26 protein-coding genes are annotated in these 24,627 nt (G+C 60.6%); 15 read left to right on the top strand and 11 right to left on the bottom strand.

Annotation, left to right across the window (positions count from 1 at the left end; translation table 11 throughout):
* The first annotated feature begins 128 nt into the window (after window positions 1–128).
* The 6 genes from J1D76_RS25880 (at window position 129) to J1D76_RS25855 (ending at window position 4,023) form a co-directional block, all read left to right on the top strand.
* Complete coding sequence (locus J1D76_RS25880) at window positions 129–1,169, top strand: colicin E3/pyocin S6 family cytotoxin (protein ID WP_421141225.1); 1,041 nt, start codon at window positions 129–131, stop codon at window positions 1,167–1,169.
* A gap of 10 nt (window positions 1,170–1,179) precedes the next feature.
* Window positions 1,180–1,419 (top strand): pyocin S6 family toxin immunity protein, encoded by a 240-nt coding sequence (locus J1D76_RS25875; protein WP_421141224.1) that lies wholly within the window; start codon window positions 1,180–1,182, stop codon window positions 1,417–1,419.
* An 18-nt stretch (window positions 1,420–1,437) separates the two neighbouring features.
* The gene (locus J1D76_RS25870; RefSeq protein WP_421141227.1) at window positions 1,438–1,674 is read left to right on the top strand and encodes a DUF7683 domain-containing protein; all 237 of its coding nucleotides are present in this window, start codon (window positions 1,438–1,440) and stop codon (window positions 1,672–1,674) included.
* A 240-nt stretch (window positions 1,675–1,914) separates the two neighbouring features.
* The gene (locus tag J1D76_RS25865) at window positions 1,915–3,141 is read left to right on the top strand and encodes a colicin E3/pyocin S6 family cytotoxin (protein WP_421141223.1); all 1,227 of its coding nucleotides are present in this window, start codon (window positions 1,915–1,917) and stop codon (window positions 3,139–3,141) included.
* A gap of 7 nt (window positions 3,142–3,148) precedes the next feature.
* Window positions 3,149–3,397, top strand: coding sequence for a colicin E3-like toxin immunity protein (locus tag J1D76_RS25860; RefSeq protein ID WP_421141222.1), 249 nt, complete (start codon window positions 3,149–3,151; stop codon window positions 3,395–3,397).
* A 395-nt stretch (window positions 3,398–3,792) separates the two neighbouring features.
* A complete protein-coding gene (locus J1D76_RS25855) occupies window positions 3,793–4,023 on the top strand; it encodes a DUF7683 domain-containing protein (RefSeq protein ID WP_421141221.1) in 231 nt (76 codons plus the stop codon).
* 87 nt (window positions 4,024–4,110) lie between these two features.
* Here the strand turns inward: J1D76_RS25855 and J1D76_RS25850 are convergent, their stop codons facing one another.
* A complete protein-coding gene (locus J1D76_RS25850) occupies window positions 4,111–4,575 on the bottom strand; it encodes a glycine zipper 2TM domain-containing protein (protein WP_421141220.1) in 465 nt (154 codons plus the stop codon).
* 168 nt (window positions 4,576–4,743) lie between these two features.
* On the opposite strand from J1D76_RS25850, the gene J1D76_RS25845 reads away from it, so the two are divergent.
* Window positions 4,744–4,980 (top strand): hypothetical protein, encoded by a 237-nt coding sequence (locus tag J1D76_RS25845; RefSeq protein ID WP_421141219.1) that lies wholly within the window; start codon window positions 4,744–4,746, stop codon window positions 4,978–4,980.
* A 5-nt stretch (window positions 4,981–4,985) separates the two neighbouring features.
* Here J1D76_RS25845 and pdxH read toward each other — a convergent pair whose 3' ends face one another.
* The 5 genes from pdxH to dinG all read right to left on the bottom strand — a co-directional run bounded on the left by pdxH (window position 4,986) and on the right by dinG (window position 12,870).
* Complete coding sequence (pdxH, locus tag J1D76_RS25840) at window positions 4,986–5,633, bottom strand: pyridoxamine 5'-phosphate oxidase (RefSeq protein ID WP_421141218.1); 648 nt, start codon at window positions 5,631–5,633, stop codon at window positions 4,986–4,988.
* A 24-nt stretch (window positions 5,634–5,657) separates the two neighbouring features.
* Window positions 5,658–6,659 (bottom strand): OmpA family protein, encoded by a 1,002-nt coding sequence (locus tag J1D76_RS25835; RefSeq protein ID WP_421141217.1) that lies wholly within the window; start codon window positions 6,657–6,659, stop codon window positions 5,658–5,660.
* A gap of 114 nt (window positions 6,660–6,773) precedes the next feature.
* Window positions 6,774–7,919: a serine hydrolase domain-containing protein gene (locus J1D76_RS25830; RefSeq protein WP_421141216.1), complete on the bottom strand. Its 1,146-nt coding sequence runs from the start codon at window positions 7,917–7,919 to the stop codon at window positions 6,774–6,776.
* Between the two features lie 217 nt (window positions 7,920–8,136).
* Entirely contained in the window at window positions 8,137–10,629 is a 2,493-nt protein-coding gene (locus J1D76_RS25825; protein WP_421141215.1) for a beta-galactosidase, read from the bottom strand.
* A 96-nt stretch (window positions 10,630–10,725) separates the two neighbouring features.
* A complete protein-coding gene (gene dinG, locus J1D76_RS25820) occupies window positions 10,726–12,870 on the bottom strand; it encodes an ATP-dependent DNA helicase DinG (RefSeq protein WP_421141214.1) in 2,145 nt (714 codons plus the stop codon).
* A gap of 99 nt (window positions 12,871–12,969) precedes the next feature.
* On the opposite strand from dinG, the gene J1D76_RS25815 reads away from it, so the two are divergent.
* A complete protein-coding gene (locus tag J1D76_RS25815) occupies window positions 12,970–13,434 on the top strand; it encodes a CopD family protein (protein ID WP_421141213.1) in 465 nt (154 codons plus the stop codon).
* 104 nt (window positions 13,435–13,538) lie between these two features.
* On the opposite strand, the gene J1D76_RS25810 is transcribed toward J1D76_RS25815, so the two are convergent.
* From J1D76_RS25810 to J1D76_RS25795, 4 genes are all read right to left on the bottom strand, one after another.
* Window positions 13,539–14,297 (bottom strand): collagen-like protein, encoded by a 759-nt coding sequence (locus J1D76_RS25810; RefSeq protein WP_421141212.1) that lies wholly within the window; start codon window positions 14,295–14,297, stop codon window positions 13,539–13,541.
* On the bottom strand, window positions 14,290–14,568 hold the full coding sequence (locus J1D76_RS25805) for a DUF1145 domain-containing protein (protein ID WP_421141211.1): 279 nt from the start codon (window positions 14,566–14,568) through the stop codon (window positions 14,290–14,292). The genes J1D76_RS25810 and J1D76_RS25805 overlap by 8 nt, the downstream gene beginning before the upstream one ends.
* A gap of 148 nt (window positions 14,569–14,716) precedes the next feature.
* Window positions 14,717–15,433 carry an OmpA family protein gene (locus tag J1D76_RS25800; protein WP_421141210.1) on the bottom strand — a complete coding sequence of 239 codons (717 nt, stop codon included), beginning with the start codon at window positions 15,431–15,433 and terminating at the stop codon, window positions 14,717–14,719.
* A gap of 91 nt (window positions 15,434–15,524) precedes the next feature.
* Complete coding sequence (locus J1D76_RS25795; protein ID WP_421141209.1) at window positions 15,525–16,214, bottom strand: OmpA family protein; 690 nt, start codon at window positions 16,212–16,214, stop codon at window positions 15,525–15,527.
* A gap of 189 nt (window positions 16,215–16,403) precedes the next feature.
* Here J1D76_RS25795 and J1D76_RS25790 point away from each other — a divergent pair, with 189 nt between their 5' ends.
* From J1D76_RS25790 to J1D76_RS25775, 4 genes are all read left to right on the top strand, one after another.
* Window positions 16,404–16,901, top strand: coding sequence for a DUF6231 family protein (locus J1D76_RS25790; protein WP_421141208.1), 498 nt, complete (start codon window positions 16,404–16,406; stop codon window positions 16,899–16,901).
* 4 nt (window positions 16,902–16,905) lie between these two features.
* Window positions 16,906–17,382, top strand: coding sequence for a YchJ family protein (locus J1D76_RS25785; RefSeq protein ID WP_421141207.1), 477 nt, complete (start codon window positions 16,906–16,908; stop codon window positions 17,380–17,382).
* Window positions 17,383–17,468: 86 nt separating this feature from the next.
* Window positions 17,469–17,963: an LEA type 2 family protein gene (locus J1D76_RS25780; protein WP_421141206.1), complete on the top strand. Its 495-nt coding sequence runs from the start codon at window positions 17,469–17,471 to the stop codon at window positions 17,961–17,963.
* Complete coding sequence (locus tag J1D76_RS25775) at window positions 17,960–18,166, top strand: SEC-C metal-binding domain-containing protein (RefSeq protein WP_421141204.1); 207 nt, start codon at window positions 17,960–17,962, stop codon at window positions 18,164–18,166. Before J1D76_RS25780 ends, J1D76_RS25775 begins: the two co-directional genes overlap by 4 nt.
* 197 nt (window positions 18,167–18,363) lie before the next feature.
* Here J1D76_RS25775 and J1D76_RS25770 read toward each other — a convergent pair whose 3' ends face one another.
* On the bottom strand, window positions 18,364–18,921 hold the full coding sequence (locus J1D76_RS25770; RefSeq protein WP_421141203.1) for a cysteine hydrolase family protein: 558 nt from the start codon (window positions 18,919–18,921) through the stop codon (window positions 18,364–18,366).
* A 186-nt stretch (window positions 18,922–19,107) separates the two neighbouring features.
* On the opposite strand from J1D76_RS25770, the gene J1D76_RS25765 reads away from it, so the two are divergent.
* From J1D76_RS25765 to J1D76_RS25755, 3 genes are all read left to right on the top strand, one after another.
* A complete protein-coding gene (locus J1D76_RS25765; RefSeq protein WP_421141202.1) occupies window positions 19,108–21,558 on the top strand; it encodes a penicillin acylase family protein in 2,451 nt (816 codons plus the stop codon).
* Between the two features lie 187 nt (window positions 21,559–21,745).
* On the top strand, window positions 21,746–22,780 hold the full coding sequence (locus J1D76_RS25760; RefSeq protein ID WP_421141201.1) for a ligase-associated DNA damage response exonuclease: 1,035 nt from the start codon (window positions 21,746–21,748) through the stop codon (window positions 22,778–22,780).
* Window positions 22,777–24,447: an ATP-dependent DNA ligase gene (locus J1D76_RS25755; protein WP_421141199.1), complete on the top strand. Its 1,671-nt coding sequence runs from the start codon at window positions 22,777–22,779 to the stop codon at window positions 24,445–24,447. The genes J1D76_RS25760 and J1D76_RS25755 overlap by 4 nt, the downstream gene beginning before the upstream one ends.
* The last annotated feature ends 180 nt before the right edge of the window (window positions 24,448–24,627 follow it).

Here is a 24,627-nt window from a genome sequence, read left to right as displayed (position 1 = left end):
GAGCACGAGGTCGGCAGCCTCGCGTTTGAATTCAGGAGTAAAGGAGCGGCGTTGTTTGGTCATCTGACACCTCGATCTGGCGAGCATTCTCGCCTAAATGGGTGTCCGGTTTCATTAGACCACTACACATGGACCGCCGGCAAGTCGTGGTAAAAGCGGCAGAAACGACCCGCGCCGGGTGCGTGTTCGCCAAATCCTGCAACCTGCCCGACGCCATCATCGACTACTCCAACCCGTCGGGCATGGTGCCGACCGACAGTCTCAGGGACTACGGCGAAATAGCCTGGCTCGGCGCCCGCGACGTCGATGATGACGGCCTTCTGACGCTGGAAAGGATCAGTGGCAGCGTCGTGGCCCTAGGGGTTGGTCGCCTGGCCCTGAGTGCCCCGAATCTCGTGTCCCCGGCCATCGGCGCCGTTGGCGCGACAGCTATGGCCACCTTGGTCGGGCTGGTTGCCTTGTTCTGGACACCCAGCCTGGGCGACAGCGCCCTCTACACCGAAGACCAGTTGCGCGGCCTAAAGCAAGCCCGCACCCGCATGCGCCTGCACGTCGAGCAACAGGCCGACGGCAGCCTCAAGGGCTACGGCTTCTACACCGGCAGGAACCGCGACTGGGAAATGGTCGACGTCGTGCAACTCACCCTGCGCGGCAGCCAATACATCGCCGACCTCGGCGAAGGCATCGAACTGATCTGGACCCCGGCCGAAGACGGTACCAACACCCTTGGCATCCCCGCCCTGCAAGCCGCCCCGCAAGCCCCGCACATCTGGATTTTCCCGCCGACGAAACAGGCTGACAGCATCATCGTCGATCCGGTTTATCCGCCGGATTACAAGGATTTCATTCTGGTGTTTCCGGTGGGGACTGGGGTTCGGCCGGTTTATGTAGTAGTGAGTGTTGGCACCAGTGGTCTCACTTACCATCGACCTCCTAAGGAGCTGACAGCCTATCCTGACGCAATAAAGACCAAGTCCAAAAATCATGTCCAAGGTGGCGGAGGAGAACGTAGGCGATGGAAAGATCGTAAAGGACGTATTTACGAGTGGGACTCTATGCACGGTACCGTTGAGATATACGACAAGCAAGGTAAACACTTAGGCGAGTTTGACCATGAAACAGGAAAGCAGCTAGAGCCTGCCAAACCGGAAAGAAGGACACCGAAATGAGGAACAAACCGTGCACTTAAATATTAGCGGCTTTTTTGTTGATGACCGTGAAGATGACTCATTGCAATTCGAACTTGACATTCCAACAAATCGCGAACAAGCGATTTTAGATGTAATGAAGTGGAAAAGTCTCACTGATAGCCCCGAGGGAGAATTTTCACTTACACCAACACAAGTACAGCAAATTGAGTTTGAACTACAGATAGTTTTGCCACGCCATTTAGCATTGTATATAGGCGTAGAATCATAAGCTTGGAGGGATAAATACCTGAATCACGTAATTTACGCCTTTGATAAAAAAACTGAGGAACTGAGTTTTGAAGTCCACATCCCATCCAAAATGATCGAAAAATTGCGAAAAATAATGGGATGGGTCGAAGCAGAAGATGAAATTTACGGGTATGACCTCGACTCCCATCAAATTGAAGAATTGCAAATTATGCTTAACCGAGCTTTCCTCGATCCACAGTACCTTTTTCAGATTGTAGGGCACTCAGATGAATAACACGCCCTCCCTTTTAAGAAGTCCCTGAAAGAAAACCCCCACCTGCTCACCTGATCGGGGTTTTCTTTTGCCCATACCCTGCATGGTGCGAAACGTGGATGACTGCATTGATCTCAAGATAAACAGCGAAAATTCCTAGCGTCATCGCAGACGCGTCCTACAGCCACACTCAACCACCTTGGTTAACGTCGCGCAGCCCTCTTCCGGGGGGCTGCCGATGGACGCAACCAAGGACGAACCGTGGCTGGCAACAAGTACATTCCCCGCGTTAAAAACCCGCCGTCCGGCGACGGACATCACGTGACCTGGCGCGACATGACGGCCAGCGAACTCGCCGAACGCGAAGCCCGACAAAAGGCCTACGAGGCCATGCTCGCGCGGCAGCAAGCGCACATGGACCGCCGGCAAGTCGTGGTAAAAGCGGCAGAAACGACCCGCGCCGGGTGCGTGTTCGCCAAATCCTGCAACCTGCCCGACGCCATCATCGACTACTCCAACCCGTCGGGAATGGTGCCGACCGACAGTCTCAGGGACTACGGCGAAATAGCCTGGCTCGGCGCCCGCGACGTCGATGATGACGGTCTGCTGACGCTGGAAAGGATCAGTGGCAGCGTCGTGGCGCTGGGTGTTGGCCGCCTGGCCCTGAGTGCCTCGACTCTCGTGGCCCCGGCCATCGGCGCCGTTGGCGCGACAGCTATGGCCACCTTGGTCGGGCTGGTTGCCTTGTTCTGGACGCCCAGCCTGGGCGACAGCGCCCTCTATACCGAAGACCAGTTGCGCGGCCTAAAGCAAGCCCGCACCCGTATGCGCCTGCACGTCGAGCAACAGGCCGACGGCAGCCTCAAGGGCTACGGCTTCTACACCGGCAGGAACCGCGACTGGGAAATGGTCGACGTCGTGCAACTCACCCTGCGCGGCAGCCAATACATCGCCGACCTCGGCGAAGGCATCGAACTGATCTGGACCCCGGCCGAAGACGGCACCAACACCCTCGGCATCCCCGCCCTGCAAGCCGCCCCGCAAGCCCCGCACATCTGGATTTTCCCGCCGACGAAACAGGCTGACAGCATCATCGTCGATCCGGTTTTTCCGCCGGATTACAAGGATTTCATTCTGGTGTTTCCGGTGGGGTCGGGGGTAAGGCCGGTTTATATTGTTCTGAGTGTTCCAGGCAGGAAGCTCCCTAATCCTGAACACGACTATCACTCAGCACCAGAAACGGAAGAAATCACAGGCATTGCGGGTCTGAAAGAGACGAAAAATAAAACTCCAAAACAAGGAGGTGGAGGTCTTCGAGAGCGCTGGATTGATGCCAAAGGCAGGAGAGTTTATGAATGGGACTCACAACATGGGGAGTTGGAAGTCTATCGTGCAAGCGACGGAAGCCATCTCGGCTCGTTCGATCACATAACGGGTGAACAAAGAGGTCTGTCCAAGAAAAACCGCAACATCAAAAAATACTTGTGAGGCAATAATGGGACTAAAAGTCAGGTTGAATTGGTATAACAAAGCATCGGAAATAGCCGAAGGGAAGGAATACTCTGCCGACCTTGGCGACGACGGTTCGATAATCGATGCATTAGGTTTGATGGAAGAAAAAGAAATCTACGACGGCGGATTCGATGTTTTGGAAAGTTGGGTCACTGCACTTCAGCCGCTATTCAGGCATCAGATCGATATCAACACTTCTGATTATCAGGTTGCATTTCGATATCGACCGTGAAACATCGAATAATGGGAGTTATGAAAGGAGAGGATTTTCCTTCGTATGAGAAGCCGGTTCCTATCGCGACAGCAGAGCTAACGGTGATTATGGGGTGGTTGGAAGAGGAAGACGCCTTGCATGACTACAAGCTTACCGAGACCCAAATTCTCAAAATCGAAAACACCTGCTCTTTGAAGTTGCCTAGAGAATTTGATCTGTATTTAACATCGTCTGTTTAGCAGCGTGTCAGGCAGACAAAAAACGCATCCCTGCGCGGCAGCCAATACATCGCCGACCTCGGCGAAGGCATCGAACTGATCTGGACCCCGGCCGAAGACGGCACCAACACCCTCGACATCCCCGACAACGGGCGAACAAACCAAACCCGCAGATAGCACCAGGAAAGTGGAACCATGATCTACATAATTGAGGCCTTCGATAGAGTAAGTGAGTTCCTCGTTTTCGAAGAACAGTTACCGAAAGGATACGATCAAGAGCTGAAAGCAATTATGGGCTGGACATCAGACCAACAGGGGTGGGAAGGATACGACCTTACATCCGAACAGCTTGAGGCTCTGGAGGGAATATTGGGCAAGAAAATTCATAATCCAGCGTTGATATTCCAGCTCAGTTGCAACGTATAGAAACTGAAGCGCTCAGCCACCGGCTTCAGAAAGTAAAAACCCCGACCAGTTCACCTGATCGGGGTTTTCTTTTTCCCACCTTCCCGCTTAGTGCGAAACGCGGCTCGTGCCGTTCACACTGGAGATACGCACTCGCTCGCCCACGCGGAACACTTCGTTCGGCTGCACTTCCTGCACGTAGGCGCGCATGCTGCCGTCGTCTTCGCGCACGGTGATTTCCACGCCCTGGGTACGGGTCATGCCTTCTTCGGCGGCCGAACCGATCAGGCCGCCGGCGACTGCGCCGATGACCGCTGCAACGATACTGCCTTTGCCGCCGCCGATGGCACTGCCGCCAACGCCGCCGACCACTGCGCCTGCAGCGCCGCCAATCGGGGTCTTGGTGCCTTCGATTTTCACCGGACGCAGGGATTCGATGGTACCCATGCGAACGGTCTGCACTTTACGCGCCTCGTCACGGGAGTAGGAGTCACCGGTCAGGCTCGATTGGCAACCTGTGAGTAACATCGCCATCGTGGAAAAGGAAGCAACCAGCAGAACAGACTTACGCATAGCATTAACTCCAAAGAAACAGATAGTCATTAAACCCCGCTGCTTGACGCCTGTCACGACGCCGCCCGGATAAAATGGGTTTGATTCAGGCCTTATTAAGCGGCCTCTACGAACTCACCACACAGTAGCGGCAAAATCGCAAAACTGCGCCACGGGCCAAGGATTTTCATGGATTACTTTATCATCTTCGTCACGACCGTCGCAGGCCTGTACTTCCACGGGTGGCTGTACGTGCGGATCAGACGCTGGATGGACCGCGACCTGGCATTAGCGCTGGCGGGCAAGGATGAGCAGAAAAAAACCTTCATGCTCGAACAACTGGCGGGTGCCCAGGCGCAGAAAATCAAGCGTCGAGACCTGCCGAAGTGGCTGGAGGCCACTGCGGCAGGCTATTCCGGTCGGTAGACTGCTCAGGGTGCCAGGCGTTCAAGAATCCAGTCGGCGCCCTGCTGGCGGTAGTTGAGGCGGTCGTGCAGGCGGCTCGCACGGCCCTGCCAGAACTCGATGCGTTCCGGCAGCAGGCGATAACCGCCCCAGTGTTCAGGGCAATGAGGCTGAGAGTCGCTGAAACGTTGCTCAGTGTCCTTGAGCAGCGTTTCGAGCTCGCCACGGTCGGCGATCACCCGGCTTTGCGGCGAGGCCCAGGCCCCCAGGCGGCTGCCCAGCGGACGGACCTGGTAGTAGGCATCGGATTCCTCGGGCGAAACCTTCACCACCCGTCCTTCGATACGCACCTGACGCTCCAGCGCCGGCCAGAAGAACGTCATGGCCGCGAATGGATTCGCGGCCAGATGCTGACCCTTGGCGCTGTCGTAGTTGGTGAAGAAGGTGAAGCCCTGCGTGTCCAGGCCCTTGAGCAGCAAAATGCGACAGTGCGGTCGACCGTCCGCGTCGACGGTGGCCAGGGTCATGGCGTTGGCTTCCACTGGCGCCTGCTCGGTTTTCACCGCGTCGGCGAACCACTGGTGGAACAACGCAAATGGCTCGGCCGGGGCTTGCGCCTCGGTCAGGCCATCACGGGTGTAGTCACGACGCATATCAGCCAGGCCCTGGGTCATGGCGCATTCCTTTTGGTTAACGGATCACTGCTTCGCAGTATCGGTGCTGACGACCTTCTTGTCAGTCGTGGCGGCCTGGGCTGGCGCAGTCTTTTTCGCCGGGGTTGCTGTTTTCGCTGGCGTTTTCTTGGCTGGGGCCTTTTTCGCCGGGGCTTTTTTCGTCGCAGGTACGGTGGCCTTTGCAGCCGCTGGAGCCGGGGTCACAGGCTTGGCAACCGGCTTGACGTCAGCCGCAGCGACCATGGTCACTGGTGCCGGCGCAGGCATGTTGTATTTGCTCAGCAGCGCGACCATGGTGTTTTGCGGGGTCACCAGCAGCTCGACACGACGGTTCAGTGCACGCCCTTCGACGCTGTCGTTGGCGGCACGCGGCGCATCACCGCCCAGGCCACGCAGCATCAGGCGATCACGCTGCAACCCGCTGAGACGGAAAATCGCCGCAACGGACTGGGCACGCTCCTGGCTCAGCTTGACGTTGTCTGGTGCCGCGCCCGACGTATCGCTATGACCGAGGATCAGGATCGCAGTGTTTGGATCAGCCTCGAGGATTTTTGCCACCCGGGTGAACGGACCGAGCGTGACCGGCAGCAGCATGGCCGGACGTTTCGGGTTGAACGAGCCTTCGACCGGCGCCGTCACCACCAATACGTTTTCACGGCGTTCGAGTTGCAGATTGCTGTCCTTGACCGCCTCGCGCAGACGCGGCTCGTAGTCGTCGAGCCAAGCCTGGGTGACTTTCGGGTCAGGCATCGGCACTGCCTTGGCGGAACTCTGGTCACTACCACCGAACGGCCACCACCACTTGCTGCCGCTGTCAGTGTCAGCCTTGGCGACAGCGACCGGTTTGACTGGCGATTTTACCTCGGGCTTGACCGCAGGCTTGTCGGCGCTGTCGTCGGTGCCAAACGGCCAGTACCAGTGGCTTTCAGTCTTGGCGACAGGGGCTGCCGCGTCTTTCTGTGGAGTTTGTGCGCAACCGGTAATGGCGAAGCACAGGGCCAAGGCGAGGGTTTTATTGGAAGACATTGGGTATCCACAAAAAATGAAGTCAAAAAAATCAGGCCATGTCGGCCCGTATAAACAGACGGTTTGAAACCGAAAAGGCTATCGGGTTCCGGCCCTGGAACCCTTGAGCGGTTTTTACAGACAAGTGGCGAGGACCCGCACCAGCTTTTGCGCGCGCGGGTCCATCAAGACGTACGGTCCCAGGGTATTTGTCACAAACCCGAAGGCGACATCGTGCTCCGGGTCGGCAAAACCGATGGAGCCCCCGGCGCCCGGGTGACCAAACGCCCGCGGGCCCAGGCCAAACGTGGCATTGGGTACGTCCGGTTGATCGAGCATGCAGCCCAGGCCGAAACGGGTCTGGGTGAGTAAAGTCTTGTCCTCGCCGAGGCTGTGCTCGCGGGTCAGTTCATCGAGCATGTCGCTTTCCAGCAGGCTGCCGTCGAGCAGGCCGGCGTAGAAACCGGCCAGGCTGCGGGCATTGCCATGACCGTTAGCGGCCGGCTGTTGCATACGGCGCCACTCGGGTTTGTTGGTGCTGGTCATGATCGATGGCGGGTTGGTGAACGCCCGGGTGGTCATGGCCGTTGGCTCGCGCATGGTCACTTGCAGCAGACGCTGGGCGGCGGTGTCGCCGACGTTGCCCTTGCCGCGGGCAATGTGTGCCACGCGATAGAATTCTTCATCGGCCAGGCCGACATGGAAGTCCAGGCCCAACGGCTTGGCGATCCGCGCGACGATGGATTCACCCGGCCCCCGACCGTCAGCCCGGCGCAACAGCTCGCCGACCAGCCAGCCATAGGTGATCGCCGCATAACCGTGGCCTTCGCCCGGCGTCCACCACGGCGCTTCGGCGGCCAGGGCGTCGACCATGGTCTGCCAGTCGTAAAGGGCTTCGGGCGCGAGCAATTCGCGCAAGGCCGGCAGCCCGGCCTGATGGCAGAGCAACTGACGCAGGGTGACGGACTCTTTACCGGCGGCGGCAAATTCCGGCCAGTAGCGCGCAACCGGCGCATCCAGTTGCAGCTTGCCTTCAGCCACCAGTTGCAGCGCGGTGACCGCGGTAAAGGTCTTGGTGCAGGAGAACAGATTGGCGATGGTGTCGCTGTGCCAGGCCTCGGCGCCGTCCTTGTCAGCCGTGCCGGCCCACAGGTCGAGCACGGTTTCGCCACCGACCTGAATGCACAACGCCGCGCCGCGCTCCTGGGGATCGTCGAACAGTGCCGCGAATGCCTCACGCACGGCTTCAAACTTAAGCTCGTAATGTCCCTGAATCTGCACCCGAAACTCCCCGGATCAACGCTCTACAAAGTGGCGGGCATTGTTCCAGCCCTTAAGGGTTTTGGGAACAGGGTTGGGCTGGATGGTCAAGTTTAAAGGGAACATCCCAGGTGAACTCGCGGGCGCCTTCGCTGGCAAGCCAGCGCCTACAAGGTCGGTGGAGATCCTGGAGGCGCTGGCTTGAACGGCGAAGAACACTGTCACAGTGTGCCAGGAATCAGTGACCATTCCCCGAATGCCCGCCAGCGCCCGTCCCCGGGCCCTTGCCGGCCTCGGCCTTGCGGCCGCCCTCGGTGTCATGGCTGGCCTTGTTGGCGGCCGTCGCCGCTTTCTCGGCTTCTTTGCCCAGTTGCTCGACGGTCGCCAGATTGCTCTTGCGCACGCTGTCGACAAAGCCCTGGAACGGCAGGTCAGTGATGCCGACCAAGCCGAAATGACCGTTTTCGCCATCCAGCAGGCGCCCGGTGACCGGTTGATCCAGATATTGGAACCAGTGCACACCGACAATCGACGGCTCGCTCAAGGCCTGCTTGAGGAAATTGGCGTACGCCGGGCCGCGATCCTCTTCCTTGGCCAACGGTGTGACGCCGCCCCAGAACGGGCCGCGGTCCGCCGAACCGACGTTGAACTCGGTGATCAGCACCGGTTTGTCGAGGCTGCGTAGTTTGGCGAAGTCATAACCATCCTGCGGTTGCAGGGTGTACATGTTGAAGCTCAATACGTCGCAATACTGGGCACAGGACTCCACGGCCTCCGGTGTGCTGATGGCAAACCGTCCACCGAGCAACAGTTGGTTCGGCGCGTGCCACTTGAGCGAATCGGAAATGGTCTTGAAATAGGTGTCGGCAAAAACCTTCTGGAAGTATTTGAAGTCGGCCTCGATTTCCGGGTGCTCGGCACTTGGCAGTGGCGGCACGAACCCCGGGTCTTCCATCAATTCCCAGGCCGGCAGATCGATGCCCCAGGCTTTCGACAGCCCCGCCTGGTTGCGGTACTTGTCGCGCAGTTGCTTGAGGAACGCCCGTTTGGCCGGCACGTCGGTGGTCATTTTCAGGGTGCCGTAAGCCAGTGCATAACGGGCCTTAGGGTCGTCGCCGGGACCGGCCCAGGCCAGTTCGTTGTCGGCGTAGTAACCGATCAGCCAAGGATCGTCGCGATGGTCGCGGGCGGCAATCGCCACTGCACGCTCGGTGGCCATGGCGAAACGCGGATCGAACGGGTCAGGCATGCCGCCCCACCAGTCGGTGCCGGTGCTGATGCTGGCGTAGTCGCCGACGATCGACAGCGGCAAGGTGTACGGCACGCGGTCCGCGCTGGCCAGTGCCGGCGCGCTCCAGTTGCCAATGGTGTTGAAGCCCCAGGCTTGCAGGCGATCGAGGGTGTGGCTGGCCCAGCGCTGCTCGTCGAACGGCGCTTTGCACGGTTGCGCCGGTTTTTGCTCAGCAGCTTTCGCGACTGTCGCTTCAGTCTTCGCCGCCTCGGCGACGCCGGACTCGGCCGTCGCAGGAACAACGGGCTGCTCCGCTGCCTGGGTGGCTGCCGCTTCGCTGGCATCAGCCTTGGCCGCCGCGGCGACGCCGGCCTTGGTTTCACTGCCCAGCGCGCACGGATCGCCATTCAACCGCTGCAGGTTGGCCCCGTAGAAATCGTACCAGCGCCCGGCATTGTAGCCGCGTCCTTGATCGACGCCGTTGCCACCACGGTTGTCGCCTTCACCGAAATGAATGGCCAACGCCTCGTCCGGCTTGGGCAGGGATTGGAACATCCACTCGCGGCCGGCCACGTAGGTCTGGTTGACGTCCGCCGCCACGGTGTTCACCCCAAGGGAATAGAACGGGTGCCCTTCAGGCGTCACCAGATACCAGCGACCGTCACGTTTTTCGGTACGGAAAAAGCCGCTGGCCTTGAACGACGGGCCCTTGGTCAAGCCTCCGAATTTGTCCAGAGAAGAATTCTGACGCTCGGCCAGCCAGGATTTCAGTTGCTGCTGTTCTTTGGCGGCGGCGACTTTGAGTTGCTCGTCGCTGCCGATTTTTTCCGGCCATTTGGCGCGCGTCGACTGGCCATAGGCATCGACCAATCCGCCATACACCGCCTGGGTCACCGACTCACCATCCTGCACGCCAAAGCGCTCCAGCAGAATGCTTTGTGGCGCTTTCGGTTGATCCATCGACAGGCTCACCGACACCACTTGTTGGCGATCCAGCTCACCGGCACTGCTGGCCAGCAGCACCCGCTGACCATCGACGGTCATCGGCATCGGCGGACCGGCTTTCATGCCAAGGTTCAAGGAAGACGTTGCCTGCAACGGTACCAACAGGGTTTGCGCGGGGCCGGCTGGCAGATCGACGCGGCTGACCAGTGTCTTGCCGTCATTGCTCTGGATGGTCACGTACAGGGTCACGGCCCAGTTCATTGCGCTCTGGATCCGCAGGCTCATGACACCCGATTGCGACCAGTCCCACGCACCCGTTTGCGGGGTCAGGCGCAAGGTTGGCCGGGCGACCGGGTTGAACGTCACCCGGCGCAGCACTTCGCCCTCGGGGGTTTGCTCGGCGTTGGATTGCGGCAGGCTGGCGTCCTGGGTCGCCACCTGGACCACATCGGCGGGGCGTACAAAGTTGAACAGCGTCTGCTGGCTGGCAGGCGCGGCCAACAGCGGTGTTGCGAACATCAGGGCAAAAACAGCAGGCAGCGAGCGGCAAATCATGAGAACGAAATTCTCCCTAACGACCTTCAGTGGGCCAGTGGAAAAGCGATGGCAGAGAGATAGACAACGCGGTGGGCAAAACTGCCCACCGGTGCTTCAGGAAATTTCTCGACGGAACGGCGGCAAGGCGTTGAGGATCGCTTTCCCATAGCGCTGGGTCACCAGGCGCCGGTCGAGCAAGGTGATGGTGCCGCGGTCCTCTTCGGTACGCAGCAGGCGCCCGCAGGCCTGGACCAGCTTCAGCGAGGCGTCCGGTACGGAGATTTCCATGAACGGATTACCGCCCCGGGCTTCGATCCATTCCGACAGCGCCGCTTCGACAGGATCATCAGGGACCGAGAAGGGAATCTTGGCAATGACCACGTGCTCGCAATAGGCACCGGGCAAGTCGACCCCTTCGGCGAAACTCGCCAGGCCGAACAACACGCTGGAATCGCCGCCATCGACCCGCGCCTTGTGCTTGTTCAGGGTTTCCTGCTTCGACAGGTTGCCCTGGATGAACACTTGCTTGCGCCAGTCGCGGTCGAGGCCGTCGAACACGTCCTGCATCTGTTTGCGCGAGGAAAACAGCACCAGCGTGCCTCGCGAGCCTTCGACCAGTTCCGGCAAATCACGGATGATCGCGGCGGTGTGCGCCGCGGCATCACGCGGGTCGGCGTTGAGGTTCGGCACGCGCAACACGCCGGCATCGGCATGATGGAATGGGCTTGGCACCACAGCGGTCACGGCTTTTTTCGGCAGGCCGGCGCGCATGCGGAAGCGGTCGAAGGTGCCGAGGGCGGTCAGGGTCGCCGACGTCACCAGGCAGCCATAGGCCACGTTCCACAGATTGCGCCGCAACATCTCAGCCGCAAGTATCGGGCTGGCGTTGACTTCGATGTCGAACAGCGAGCCGCTTTCAGCCAGGGTCAGCCAGCGCGCCATCGGCGGGTTGTCTTCCGGGTCTTCGACGGTGAAGGCGGTCCACAACTCCCAGTTGCCGGATGAGCGCGACAACAGGCTACCGAACAGTGGGTACCATTCTTCGGCCTGATTGCTGGCAATGCCGATGTTGACCTCCCCGTCCATACCTTCCTTGAGCAAATCGGTCAGGCGGGTGAACAGGTCGGTCAGGCGCGCGAAGCCTTTCTTCAACTCGATGCCCATCTCACGCATGTGCTCGGGAATCACCCCGCCGACGAAACGATGACGCGGGCGCTCGCGGCCTTCGACGTCTTCGCCGGGCTTGAAGTCGGCGACCTGCTCGCACGCGGTGAACATGAATTGTTGTTGGGTCTTGATCTCCCGCGCCAGCTCCGGCACCTGCTCGATCAGCTTGCCCAAGTCCCCTGGTAACGGGTGTTGCGCCAGCAACTTGGTGAGGTTCTTGGCGGTGGTTTCCAGCCAGTCGGCGGTGGAACGCAGGCGCGTGTAATGGGCGAAGTGGCCGATGGCCTTGTCCGGCAGGTGGTGGCCTTCGTCGAACACATAGAGGGTGTCGCGCGGGTCCGGCAACACGGCGCCACCGCCCAGGGCCAGGTCGGCCAGGACCATGTCGTGGTTGGTGACGATCACGTCGACCTTGCCCATGCCTTCGCGGGCCTTATAAAAGGCGCACTGGCCGAAGTTCGGGCAATGGCGGTTGGTGCACTGGCTGTGATCGGTGGTCAGGCGCGCCCAGTCGGCGTCTTCCAGCGCGGTGGACCAACTGTCGCGGTCGCCGTCCCACTTATTGCCGGCGAGCTTCTCGATCATGCTGGTGAACAGCTTCTGGCTGGCCTCGTCGACCTCGATCTTGAAGCCTTCTTCCTCGAATAACTGCGCGGTGGCGGTCTGCGCGTGGCCTTCCTGCAACAGCATGTCGAGTTTGGACAGGCACATGTAGCGCCCGCGCCCCTTGGCCAGGGCGAAGCTGAAGTTCAGCCCGCTGTTGCGCATCAGGTCGGGCAGGTCCTTGTAGACGATCTGCTCTTGCAGGGCGACGGTGGCCGTGGCGATCACCAGGCGTTTGCCGGCGGCCTTGGCCGTCGGGATCGCCGCCAGGCTGTAGGCCACGGTCTTGCCGGTACCGGTGCCGGCTTCCACCGCGACAATCGCGGGGTCGCCACTGCGCCGGCCTTCGTCGTCGGTGTCGATGTCACCCAGGACCTTGGCGATTTCAGCGATCATCAGGCGTTGGCCGTAGCGCGGCTTGAGGCTCTTGGCTTCGAGAAAACGCGAGTAGGCGCCCTGGATCGTGGTTTTGAGTTCGGTGCTGATCATTGTTTGTCGGGCGCAAAAAACGCTGGATAAATTTTCAGTGGTTCGGATCGGCGGGTATCATAACCCGCGAATCAATCCCGCGCAGAACGGAGTGCCCCAATGACACCTTTTAGCCTCATTTATAGCCTGCATGTAATGGCCGCCCTGATCTGGGTCGGCGGCATGTTTTTCGCCTGGATGGTCCTGCGCCCCGCGGCGATCAAGGCACTTGAAGGCCCTGCCCGGTTGAAGCTGTGGGTAGAAGTGTTTCAAGGTTTTTTTCGCTGGGTCTGGGTGGCGGTCGTGCTGTTGCCGGTCAGTGGCGTGGGCATGTTGCATATGCACTTCAACGGCTTTGAAACCGCGCCGCGCTATGTGCAGGTGATGATGGGCTTGTACGTGGTGATGACGGCGCTGTTTATCCGCATTCAGGCGTTGATGCTGCCGGAGTTGCGTACGGCCGTGGCCGCACAGGATTGGCCAGCCGGGGCCGCGATACTGGGGCGGATTCGCCGGTTGGTGGGGATCAATTTGCTGGTGGGGTTGGCGCTGGTGGCGATTGCTACGGCTCGGCCGATGTTTTAAAAGCTTAGCGGGCAAGCCAGCTCCTACATCTAGTGGATCACTGAACCCTGTAGGAGCGGGCTTGCCCGCGAAGGCAATTGCCCAGCTAATAAAGATCTAAAGGGTTACAAGCGCTGCACCGTCACCGCACCCGCCGCACCTTGGAGCCCAGGCTGTCCGTCGACGCCAGGCTTGCCGCTCTTGCCGCCATCGGCCTTGTAGACCAGGCACCCCTTGGCCTTGCCACCCGCGCCGGGCTTGCCGCCAGGGCCGGCCAGGCCGCCGGCACCGCCGGCCACTTGCACCTTGATCCGGTCTGCCGGGTAGTCATGCGGCACGGCCAGTTTGACCAGCGCGCCCGGTGCACCTGCTTGTCCGTCACTGCCGTTGCTGCCATCGGCACCATGACCGGCCTGGCCCCAGGTGCAGCCCGGGTCCTGGCCATTGCCACCGTCGAGGCCGACGAATCCTGGTGCGCCTGCGCCACCCCGCGCATCCACCAGCAATTGCGGCGCGGTCAGGGCCTTGATCTGCAAGTCGAGGTTACGCCCGGCGCGGGCGGCCTTCTGGTAAGTCCCCGGCGCACCGCGTGCGGTGATCTGGCTGCCTTCGGACAACTCGGCGCGATGGACCTTCAATGCCAGCGCCTGCTCCCCGGGCACGATGGCGATGCGTGCCTCACGGCCAAGGTGCAATTCGCCCACGGTGACTTCGGTCACGTTCGAGGGAATCAGCAAAGTGCCGTAGTCGGCCACTTCCAGACGTTCCAGTTGCAGGGTGCTGGCGGTGTTGGGCAAACGCATCAGCGAATTGATTTCAACGCTCACCACCTGCGCACTGGCCAATGGACTGATGAGAACGGCGAGCAGACAGAGTTTACGCATGGGAAGCCTTCGAAGCGGTGGGGGCAGGAATGGTTTGCAGGTGGAAGACGCCGAAAATGACGATCTTCAGGCGGTCAAGCCACGGATGGGCGCGACCACGCAGGCTGCGATAGCACAGCAAGGCTTCCAGAAGATGAATGCCCCCCAGCACGCCGCCGGCCAGATTGACCATCGGGTGCAGCGGGTAGACGAATGGCGTGAGCAGATTGATCAGCACCACCAACCAGAACGCCAGGGTCAATAACCGCCCCAGCCCCCATAAAACTTTCATACGCTGCCCCGATAAGAATTATTGTTTGCGCGCACAGTAACGGCTTCCACGCGGGATAAGCCAGAGGGCAATGGAAAATTCTTCATGAACGCCGCCGAACGGCCGTCGCGGCGCACAAATGTGTCGCCCGACGGCTCTAGCGCTAGGGTCAGCGGTTTATGTGCAGTTCCACGCGACGGTTTTTCGCACGACCTTCGTCCGACGCGTTGTCGGCGATCGGCTGGCTCTCGCCCTTGCCTTCGCTGGTGACTTTGTTTGGCGCCACGCCCTGGCTGATCAGATATTCCGCCACGCTGCTGGCACGTCGTTCCGACAGGGCCTGGTTATAGGCATCCGAACCGACACTGTCGGTATGACCCACCACCTTGATACTGACCACACTGGCGTCTTCGAACTTGCTCATCAACGCATCCAGTTTGCTCTTCGCCGTCGGAGTCAGGTCGGATTGGTTGAAGGCAAACAGCACGTCGCCGGCATCGCTCAGGGTGATGACTTCGGACTGCACCGGTTCAGGCGTGGCGCTGACCGGATACTGCGGCAATGGACAACCGCGATGATCGACCGGGGTATTGGCCGGTGTATCGGGGCAACGGTCACGTCGGTCGAATACGCCGTCGCCGTCTTCGTCGCCATCCTGGGCATAACAGATCAAGCCACCGGAAAGGATCCCCAGCGCCGCGCCACCCGCGGCCCAACCGCCACTTTCGATTGCGCCCAGGCCACCGCCGACCAGGCCGCCGATGAGGCTGCAGATTGGCCAGGTGCGTTGATTGAGGGGGGCAGTGCCATCGCTGTGGGTCGCGCAGCCGCTCAAGAGGCTGCCCAGTAGCAGAACCGGCAAGACGGTCCTTGTGAGAACGGTCATATTGAAAGCTCCTGTGTCACCGGCCAATACCGGTTACACAGGAGTAAAGACCCGCATCCGCGACTGCACAAGGCGCGGATGCGAGGGGGACTTAACGCTCGATCTTGATTTCCGTACGACGGTTTTGTGCACGGCCGTCGGCGGTTTTATTGTCAGCAACCGGCTGGCTTTCACCTGCACCGACAACCGACACGAAGTTGCTGCGCGGCACGCCTTGCTCAATGAGGTACTCAACGACCGAGTGCGCGCGTTTGTCTGACAGTTTTTGGTTGTAGGCGTCGCTGCCTACGCTGTCGGTATGGCCAGTGACGGTCATTCGGGCCGTTGGCGCTTCCGCTTTCAGGCGAGTGGCAATCTTGTCGAGTACTTGTTTGTCGGAAGGCGTGAGCGTGGCTTTATCGAACTGGAAGTGAACATCGCGGATAACAATGGTTTCTTCCTTGACCACAACCGCTTCTTCGACCACAGGTGCTGGTGGTGGGCAACCGTTGGCATCGACCTGAACGCCTTTAGGCGTGTGCGGGCACTTGTCGCGACTGTCCGGCACACCATCGCCGTCTTCGTCGCCATCACCGTGAACCCAGCAATAAGCCGCTGCCGTACCGCCAACGAGCAAAGCGCCATACCCTGCCCATGCCGAGCTTTCGGTCGCACCGAGGCCCGCGCCCACAACACCACCGACTGCCGCACACGTCGGCCAGTCGGTTTTCTGCAAACCTGCGCAACCAGTCAAGACACTGGTTAGCAGAACCAAGGGTAATGCTGTCCGAACTATGCTCATCTAGTTTTCTCCTGAAGGATCGGCTTAGAACCGATTCAGGTAGTAAAGACCCGAGTATTAAACTCCGCCAGCAATAGGCCATGCTGTTTATTCACCTAATAACGACAGGTTGGCGCTTTTGCCGCCCAGGCGCTCTAGGCCCGAACGAACGGGCAGGCTAGTCTTGGCAGATCTGATTGAGGAACTTCGATGATTGCAGCTATTTCTTCACGCACGCCGCAGCAGGCACTGGCCGCTTTGCTTGACCGATATGCCCCCGCGCGACTGTTGTTGATCGGCGCCAGCGAGTTCCCGGCACTGGAAGCGTTCAAGCTCGCGCACCCGGACTGCAACGTGGCTTTCGCGGCGCCCGGACCGTTGCCAGCCGAGTTGGCAGCCCGCCGGTTCGACCTGGCCCTGGTGGTCGATTGCCTGGAGCATTTGCCCAAGCGCGACGGGTTGAACCTGCTCGGTGGCATTCGAAATCTCAACGCCAGCCGCATTGCCGTGTTGGCGGATCTGCCAGCCTGTGGTTGGCAGGAAACAGACTTTTTCTCCCTGGCCCTGCAAGCCAGCGAACGTTTTCAACGGGACGAACAGGTCCTGACCCTGTTCACCTACGATCTGCTTGAATACAAACAAGTCCCCGACTGGCTTAATTCACGCTTCTGGGCCAATCCGGAAAACTTCGGGAAATACTGGTGGTAATGCAATGAGTACATCCATTTGCCCCTGTGGCAGCGGTACCCTGCTGGACGCCTGCTGCGGTCACTATCATGCCGGGCACCCAGCGCCGTGTGCCGAAGCCTTGATGCGCTCACGCTACAGCGCCTATGTGCTGGGGCTGGTCGACTATCTGGTGGCCACCACCCTGCCCGCCCAGCAGGCCGGCCTGGACCGACAATCGATCAGTGACTGGAGCGCACAAAGCACCTGGCTTGGCCTTGAAGTGGAAGGCTCCGAAGTGCTGGGCGGCCAGCCTGAACATGCATTCGTGACATTTACTGCGCGCTGGCACGACAGCAACGGCGAGCATAGTCATCGAGAGCGCTCATCGTTCGTGCAGAGCACCGGGCGCTGGTATTTCATTGATCCCACCGTGGCGCTCAAGCTCGGCCGCAATGACGCCTGCCCGTGCGCCAGCGGGCAGAAATTCAAGAAGTGCTGTGCGGGGTATTTCAGCAGTTAGGACATGGCGTGGCCACCCACCCCGCAGGCGCTGCCGAAGGCTGCGATCTTTTGGGTCTATGCTGGGCTCAAGGGAGAGACACCACGATGATCATCCACCGCAGCGCCCGCTATCTGCTGACCGTGTTTCTGGCACTGGGCCTCGGAGGCTGCGCGTCGTGGTTCGGTGACGACGAGCCGGACCCCGAGGTCCACCTGGTGAAAATCGAAGTGGTGCGCGCCAAGATGCTGGAGCAGAAATTCCTCCTGCACTTTCGCGTCGACAACCCCAACGACAGTGACCTGACCATCCGCAGCCTGGAGTATCGCGTTCACTTGGGCGACATCCTGCTGGCCGACGGCGAATACGAACACTGGTTCACGGTCGGCCCCAAGCACAGTGCCTACTTCAAGGTGCCGATCCGTACCAACCTGTGGTCGAAGCTGCGGGACCTGGTGAAAATGCTGAAAAAACCCGATCAACCCATCCCCTATCGTCTGGAAGGTGAACTGGAAACCGGTATTTTCATCGCCCACTACGTGCACCTGGCGCGCAATGGCGTGATAATCCCCGCCGATTTAATTCCGGAGCAACACCGATGACCCAGCAACCCCACGTCCACGGCCCTGACTGCAATCACGATCATGACCATCACCAGCATGATCACGACCACGGTCATGTCCACGGTCCGAACTGCGGCCACGCTCACCAGGAACCGGTGCGCAACGCCATGAAAGACGTCGGCCGCAACGACCCTTGCCCTTGTGGCAACGGCAAGAAATTCAAGAAGTGCCACGGCGCTTGATGCTTCGGGCGAAGTCTTACTTCGCCGGTTGACTCTTCGCGAGCAGGCTCGCTCCTACATTTAATCTGCGCCAGGCGATCGTCCTGCGAATGCAGATCTCTTGTAGGAGCGAGCCTGCTCGCGATTGCGGTACCACGCTCAACATTGAAGGTGACTGACTTGGCGCTATCGCGGGCAAGCTTGCTCCTAGAGGTTTTTCATTCAGCTTTTAATACATAGGCTGTGCTGACCACCGTCGCGTACTCGCCATGCAAATTCCCCAGCGACATCGCGTGCACTTCTTGCGCGCTGTGGGCCTGGCCGAAAAAGTCAGCCTTGTCGAAGGTAAAACACGCATCCTCGACTACCCACGCCTCAAATCCCAAATTGCCCGCGGTGCGTGCCGTGGATTCCACCGAGTTGTTCGTCGCGACACCCACAATGACCAACTGCTCGATCCCCGCCTCGCGCAACTGAGCTTCCAACCCCGTCGAACAAAACGCATCCGGCACTTGTTTCTGGATCAGCCGTTCACCGGCCATGGGCGTAAACCGTTCCTGAAACTCCACCCCCGACTGCTGCGGCCAGAACACCGAGTCCTCGGAACGGGACAAGTGCTGCACGTGAATCACTGGCCGAGCGGTCCGCCGCCAATGGTTGAGCAAATCCAGCACGCGTTCTTCCGCCCGGGGATTGTTCCGGCGACCGAGCTTGGGGTGCAGGATGCCCTTTTGCTGGTCGATGATGATCAGGGCCGCGTTTGTCTTGAGCGCCATGCCGATTGTTCTCCCTGGATTGTTGGCCGATTCGCACTTCAACATCACCGGTTGCGCCTGACAAGGCGGCGATCTTCCCCGTTTAGCCGACAATTGTTCAAATAAGCCGATGCCCCGCTTGCGCGGCCACCTCCTGCTCACTAACGTAGCGCCTTTACTGACGCTACCCCCCGCAGGAGCTTTGCCATGGCCTCGCCAGCCCTTACTCGTTTTCTACCCCGGTTCGGCGTTGCCGCAGCAGTGGCCGGCGTCTTGAGCCTGACCGGTTGTCAGAACTTCAACGCCCAGGACAGCCTCCCGCCGACCTCTGGCGTGCAACCGCTCAAGGGCCTGGCGCAGAACGTTTCGGTACGCCGCAATGCCATGGGCATGCCGCTGATCGAAAGCAACAGCTTCCACGACGCCCTGTTCACCTTGGGCTACGTGCACGCCAGCGACCGCATCACCCAGATGGCCACCCTGCGCCTGCTGGCCCAAGGCCGTTTGGCCGAGATGTACGGCGCAGATTTGCTCGATGCCGACCGCTACATGCGCGCCGTCAATCTGAAGAAAAGCGCCGGCGAGTTGTATAAAGCCTCTTCGCCGCGCCTCAAGCGCTTCTTCGAAGTCTATGCCCGCGGGGTCAACGCCTACCTGTTCCGCTACCGCGACAAGCTACCGGCGGACCTCGCGGCCACCGGTTATCAGCCTGAATACTGGCAGCCGGAAGATTCCGCGCTGATTTTCTGCCTGCTGAACTTCAGCCAGTCGACCAACCTGCCGGAAGAAATTTCCTCACTGGTGCTGGCCCAGACCATCACCACCGACAAGTTGGCGTGGCTGACGCCGTCGGCGCCCGATGAAAAGTTGCCGGTTGGCGAAAGCGAAAAACTGCAAGGCCTCAAGCTCAACGGGCAAGTACCGGGGTTGGCCGAACTGAGCAAGGCCACGGGCCAACTGTCCGACCTCAACCTGCTGGGCGCCACCACCTCGAACAATTGGGCCATCGCCCCGCAACGCAGTCGCAGCGGCAAAAGCCTGTTGGCCAGCGACAGTCATGGTCCGCTGGGCGTGCCGTCTCTGTTCAGCTACGTGCAGATTCGTGCGCCAAAATACCAGGCGTCCGGCGTGACCATCGCTGGCCTGCCGATGGTGCTGGGCGGTTTCAACGGCAAAGTGGCGTGGAGCATGACCTCGGTGATGGGCGATAACCAGGACCTGTTCCTGGAGAAAATCAAACGCCAAGGCAATGGGCTCACCTACGAAAACGCCGGCAAGTGGCAGCCGGCGATCGTGCGCAACGAAACCTACTTCGTCAAAGGCCAGCGGCCGATTCGCGAAGCGGTGTACGAAACCCGCCACGGTCCGCTGCTCAACAGCGCCCAGGGCACCACGCTCGCCAATGGTTACGGCCTGGCCTTGCAGACGCCGAGCTTCACCGACGACAAGACCCTGGACGCCTTCTTCGACCTGTCCCGCGCCCAGAGCGTCGAGCGAGCCTCGGACGCCAGCCGCGAGATCCGCGCCATCGCGCTGAACCTGGTGTTTGCCGACGCGAGCCACATTGGCTGGCAAGTCACCGGACGTTACCCGAACCGCCGCGAAGGCGAAGGCCTGCTGCCCTCGCCGGGTTGGGAAGGTCGCTACGATTGGGACGGCTATGCCGACCCGATGCTGCACCCATACGACCAGGACCCGGCCCAAGGCTGGATCGGCACCGCCAACCAGCGGGTCATTCCCCATGGCTACGGCATGCAGTTGTCCAATTCCTGGGCCGCGCCGGAACGCGGCGAGCGCTTGGCTGAACTGGCCGGCGCCGGCAAGCACGACAGCCGAAGCGTGATCGCGATGCAGTACGACCAGACCACCACCTTCGCCGCCAAGCTGAAGAAAATGTTCGAAGCACCGGGCATGGCCCAGCCGCTCAAACACGCCATCGAGGCCCTGCCGGCGGCCGACCGGTCCAAGGCTCACGAAGCCTACAGCCGCTTGATGGCGTTCGACGGCAAGCTCAGCCCGACGTCCGCCGATGCGGCGATCTACGAACTGTTCCTGCAGGAAAGCACCAAGCAGATCTTCCTCGACGAGTTGGGCCCTGAAAGCAGCCCGGCCTGGAAAGCCTTTGTCGCCGACGGCAAGTTGTCCTACGCCGCCCAGGCCGATCACCTGCTCGGGCGTGAAGACAGCCCGTTCTGGGATGACGTGCGCACCGCGCAAAAAGAAGACAAACCGGCCATTCTCGCGCGCAGCCTTGCCGCCGCGATCAGCGCGGGTGATAGCCAGTTGGGCGGCGACCACAAAGCCTGGCAGTGGGGCAAACTGCACCGCTATGAATGGAAAAACAGCAGCGGCCAGACCGTGCGCGACCCGCTGCCGGCCGGCGGCGATCACACCACGCTCAACACCGCGGCATTCGCCTGGGGCCAGGACTTCAATACCACGCTGGCGCCAGCCATGCGCTTTATCGTCGACTTCGGCCAGTCCGAACCGCTGATGGCGCAGAACAGCACCGGCCAGTCCGGCAACCCGGCAAGTCCCAACTACCTCAACAGCATCGACCCCTGGCTCAAGGGCCAGTACATGAGCCTGCCGATGCAACCGCAGAACTTCGACAACGCCTATGGCAAGAATCGATTGACGCTGACACCCGGCAAGTAATTGCCCTTTGTAGGAGCGAGCCTGCTCGCGATGGCGCCCTATCAGTCAACATCGATGTGACTGAAACACCGCGATCGCGAGCAGGCTCGCTCCTACAAAGGCCGGGATTGGCACCTTGAAAACAGATAGAACTTCTCGCCTCGCGCTCACCTCATAGCTAACAAGTTCCCTTCACTCTGGCACCGCCATGGACCTTGTTATCTCGCGCCCCGAAGGTTTGTACTGCCCCGCCGGCGACTTCTATATCGACCCGTGGCGGCCGGTCGAACGCTCGGTCATCACTCACGCCCATGGCGATCATGCCCGCGCCGGCAACCAGCATTACCTGGCGGCTGCGCCCGGCGAAGCGATCCTGCGCGCACGACTGGGCCACGACATCAGCCTGCAAACCCTGCGTTACGGTGAACGCCTGCTACACCACGGCGTGTTCCTGAGCTTCCATCCTGCCGGCCACGTGCTCGGCTCAGCTCAGGTGCGCCTGGAATACGGCGGTGAAGTCTGGGTCGCGTCCGGGGACTACAAGATCGAACCCGATGGCACGTGCGCGCCGTTTGAACCAGTGCGCTGCGATACCTTCATTACCGAATCGACCTTTGGCCTGCCGATCTACCGCTGGCAACCCCAGGCGCAAGTGTTTGCCGAAATCAATCAATGGTGGCAGGCCAATGCGGCGGTCAACCGAACCAGCGTGCTGTTCAGCTATTCCCTGGGCAAGGCCCAGCGCATCCTCCATGGCATCGACGCGCAACTGGGCCCGATTCTGGTGCACGGCGCGGTGGAGACGATCAACGAGGCTTATCGCGAAGCAGGCATTTATTTGCCGCCAACGATCCATGCCACCGAAATGAAGAAAAGCGACCCGTTGCTGCGCAAAGCGCTGGTCCTTGCACCGCCCTCTGTGGCAAACAGCAGCTGGTTGCGGCGTTTCGGCGACTACAGCGATGGTTTTGCCAGTGGCTGGATGCGCTTGCGCGGCACTCGTAGGCGCCGTGGTGTGGACCGTGGTTTCGTCCTCTCTGACCACGCCGACTGGCCCGGCCTGCTGTGGGCCATCGAACAGACCGGCGCCGAACGAGTACTGGTCACCCATGGCTCGGTCGGGGTGCTGGTGCGCCATCTGCGCGAACTGGGCCTCGATGCCTCGGCGTTCAGTACCGAATACGGCAATGACGACGAGGACATCGCCCTCGCCGAAGCCGAACCCGCCGAGGTGTTGCCATGAAGGCATTCGCCGAGCTGTATGCCGAACTCGATGCCTCCACGTCGAACAACGCCAAGCTCGCGGCGATGCAAAACTACTTCGCCAGTGCTGCGCCGCAAGACGCTGCGTGGGCGGTGTATTTCCTGTCCGGCGGACGCCCACGGCAACTGGTGCCGGTGCGCATTTTGCGGGAGATGGCCGTTGCGTACTCCGGTCTATCGCAATGGTTGTTCGAAGAGAGCTACCAGGCCGTCGGCGACCTGGCGGAAACCATTTCCCTGCTACTGCCGGATTCTGCCCATCGCTCAGAGGATGGACTGGCGGTATGGATCGAGGACAAGCTGCTGCCCCTGCGCGGTGAAACGCCGCAAAACTTAGCGCAAAAATTACCGGCGTTGTGGGCACAACTCGATCGCCAGAGCCTGATGCTCTGTATCAAGCTGATCACCGGCAGTTTGCGCGTTGGCGTGTCCAAGCTGCTGGTCACCCGTGCGCTGGCAGCCATGGCCCATCTCGACAGCAAACGCGTGGCCCAGCGCATGGTCGGCTACACCGACCAGAGCCATCGCCCGAATGCCGGTAGCTACCTGAAATTGATCGCAGCCGAATCGAGCCACGAGCACGCGCAGCGCGGCGGCCAGCCTTACCCATTTTTTCTCGCCCACGCCTTGTCGCCCTCGGTGCAGCAGTTCGACGCACTGCTCGGCCCTGTCGAGCACTGGCAGGTGGAATGGAAATGGGATGGCATCCGCGCCCAATTGATCAAGCGCGACGGGCTTATGTGGATCTGGTCGCGGGGTGAAGAACTGGTCACCGAGCGCTTTCCCGAGTTCGACAGTTTGCTGGCCAGGCTGCCCGACGGCACGGTGATCGACGGCGAAATCCTCGCCTGGAAACCAGCGCCCCCCAACAGCGACAAGGACACCGGGGTGGCCGTCCAACCGTTTGCTCTCCTCCAGCAGCGCATCACTCGCAAGACCGTGGACCGCAAAATCCTCGAAGAAGTACCGGTGGTGCTCCTCGCCTTCGACCTGCTGGAATGGCAGGGCGAAGACTGGCGCAACCAGCCGCAAACCGCACGCCGCGAGCAATTGGAACGAGTGGTCGATCACTGCGCAAACCCGTTGCTGCGCGTTTCGCCGCTGCTGACCGCCGACACCTGGGCCGACCTCGCCCGCCAACGCGAGGCGTCCCGTGCCTTGGGTGTCGAGGGCCTGATGCTCAAGGCCCGCGATGCCCTGTACGGCGTCGGCCGGACCAAGGACATGGGCGTGTGGTGGAAATGGAAAGTCGACCCGTTCAGCGTCGACGCCGTGCTGATCTATGCGCAACGGGGACAAGGGCGCCGGGCCAGTCTCTACAGCGATTACACCTTCGCCGTCTGGGACGGTCCGCCGGACGCCAGCGAACGCTCGCTGGTGCCGTTCGCCAAAGCCTATTCGGGGTTGACCGATGATGAAATTCGCCAGGTCGACAGCATCGTGCGCAAGACCACCGTGGAAAAATTCGGGCCGGTGAGCAGCGTGCAACCGAGCCTGGTGTTTGAACTGGGATTTGAAGGCATCGCCCTCTCCCGTCGCCACAAGAGCGGGATTGCCGTACGCTTCCCGCGGATGTTGCGCTGGCGCAAGGACAAGTCGGTCGAAGACGCCGACAGCCTGTCAACCCTGCAGAATCTGCTCGGCTAGCCCGCCGGCTCACCCCTGATATTTTTTTCTTTTCGAACCGAACTGGTGCGCCCATTTCCATGCGCCCGTTTTCGTGCATAAATCTGTCTCCGGCCAAACTCCAGGCACCTTTTAAAACGCTTGTTCGGCACTCTGGTTCGGAAATTGCTACTTTCTATAGGTCTTACGCTTTCCAGTAAC

Source organism: Pseudomonas sp. NFX15 (assembly GCF_049132105.1).
Classification (GTDB): domain Bacteria; phylum Pseudomonadota; class Gammaproteobacteria; order Pseudomonadales; family Pseudomonadaceae; genus Aquipseudomonas.
The sequence above is the reverse complement of the archived record's forward strand: the minus strand, read 5'-3'. Positions and strand labels throughout refer to the sequence as shown.

Coding starts and splice junctions, on each gene's coding strand:
- J1D76_RS25760 (WP_421141201.1), top strand. CDS start 21,746: ATGGACCTTGTTATCTCGCGCCCCGAAGGTTTGTACTGCCCCGCCGGC.
- J1D76_RS25765 (WP_421141202.1), top strand. CDS start 19,108: ATGGCCTCGCCAGCCCTTACTCGTTTTCTACCCCGGTTCGGCGTTGCC.
- J1D76_RS25825 (WP_421141215.1), bottom strand. CDS start 10,629: ATGATTTGCCGCTCGCTGCCTGCTGTTTTTGCCCTGATGTTCGCAACA.
- J1D76_RS25785 (WP_421141207.1), top strand. CDS start 16,906: ATGAGTACATCCATTTGCCCCTGTGGCAGCGGTACCCTGCTGGACGCC.
- J1D76_RS25860 (WP_421141222.1), top strand. CDS start 3,149: ATGGGACTAAAAGTCAGGTTGAATTGGTATAACAAAGCATCGGAAATA.
- J1D76_RS25810 (WP_421141212.1), bottom strand. CDS start 14,297: ATGCGTAAACTCTGTCTGCTCGCCGTTCTCATCAGTCCATTGGCCAGT.
- dinG (WP_421141214.1), bottom strand. CDS start 12,870: ATGATCAGCACCGAACTCAAAACCACGATCCAGGGCGCCTACTCGCGT.
- J1D76_RS25805 (WP_421141211.1), bottom strand. CDS start 14,568: ATGAAAGTTTTATGGGGGCTGGGGCGGTTATTGACCCTGGCGTTCTGG.
- J1D76_RS25770 (WP_421141203.1), bottom strand. CDS start 18,921: ATGGCGCTCAAGACAAACGCGGCCCTGATCATCATCGACCAGCAAAAG.
- J1D76_RS25775 (WP_421141204.1), top strand. CDS start 17,960: ATGACCCAGCAACCCCACGTCCACGGCCCTGACTGCAATCACGATCAT.
- pdxH (WP_421141218.1), bottom strand. CDS start 5,633: ATGACCCAGGGCCTGGCTGATATGCGTCGTGACTACACCCGTGATGGC.
- J1D76_RS25795 (WP_421141209.1), bottom strand. CDS start 16,214: ATGAGCATAGTTCGGACAGCATTACCCTTGGTTCTGCTAACCAGTGTC.
- J1D76_RS25815 (WP_421141213.1), top strand. CDS start 12,970: ATGACACCTTTTAGCCTCATTTATAGCCTGCATGTAATGGCCGCCCTG.
- J1D76_RS25850 (WP_421141220.1), bottom strand. CDS start 4,575: ATGCGTAAGTCTGTTCTGCTGGTTGCTTCCTTTTCCACGATGGCGATG.
- J1D76_RS25880 (WP_421141225.1), top strand. CDS start 129: ATGGACCGCCGGCAAGTCGTGGTAAAAGCGGCAGAAACGACCCGCGCC.
- J1D76_RS25845 (WP_421141219.1), top strand. CDS start 4,744: ATGGATTACTTTATCATCTTCGTCACGACCGTCGCAGGCCTGTACTTC.
- J1D76_RS25835 (WP_421141217.1), bottom strand. CDS start 6,659: ATGTCTTCCAATAAAACCCTCGCCTTGGCCCTGTGCTTCGCCATTACC.
- J1D76_RS25855 (WP_421141221.1), top strand. CDS start 3,793: ATGATCTACATAATTGAGGCCTTCGATAGAGTAAGTGAGTTCCTCGTT.
- J1D76_RS25780 (WP_421141206.1), top strand. CDS start 17,469: ATGATCATCCACCGCAGCGCCCGCTATCTGCTGACCGTGTTTCTGGCA.
- J1D76_RS25800 (WP_421141210.1), bottom strand. CDS start 15,433: ATGACCGTTCTCACAAGGACCGTCTTGCCGGTTCTGCTACTGGGCAGC.
- J1D76_RS25790 (WP_421141208.1), top strand. CDS start 16,404: ATGATTGCAGCTATTTCTTCACGCACGCCGCAGCAGGCACTGGCCGCT.
- J1D76_RS25755 (WP_421141199.1), top strand. CDS start 22,777: ATGAAGGCATTCGCCGAGCTGTATGCCGAACTCGATGCCTCCACGTCG.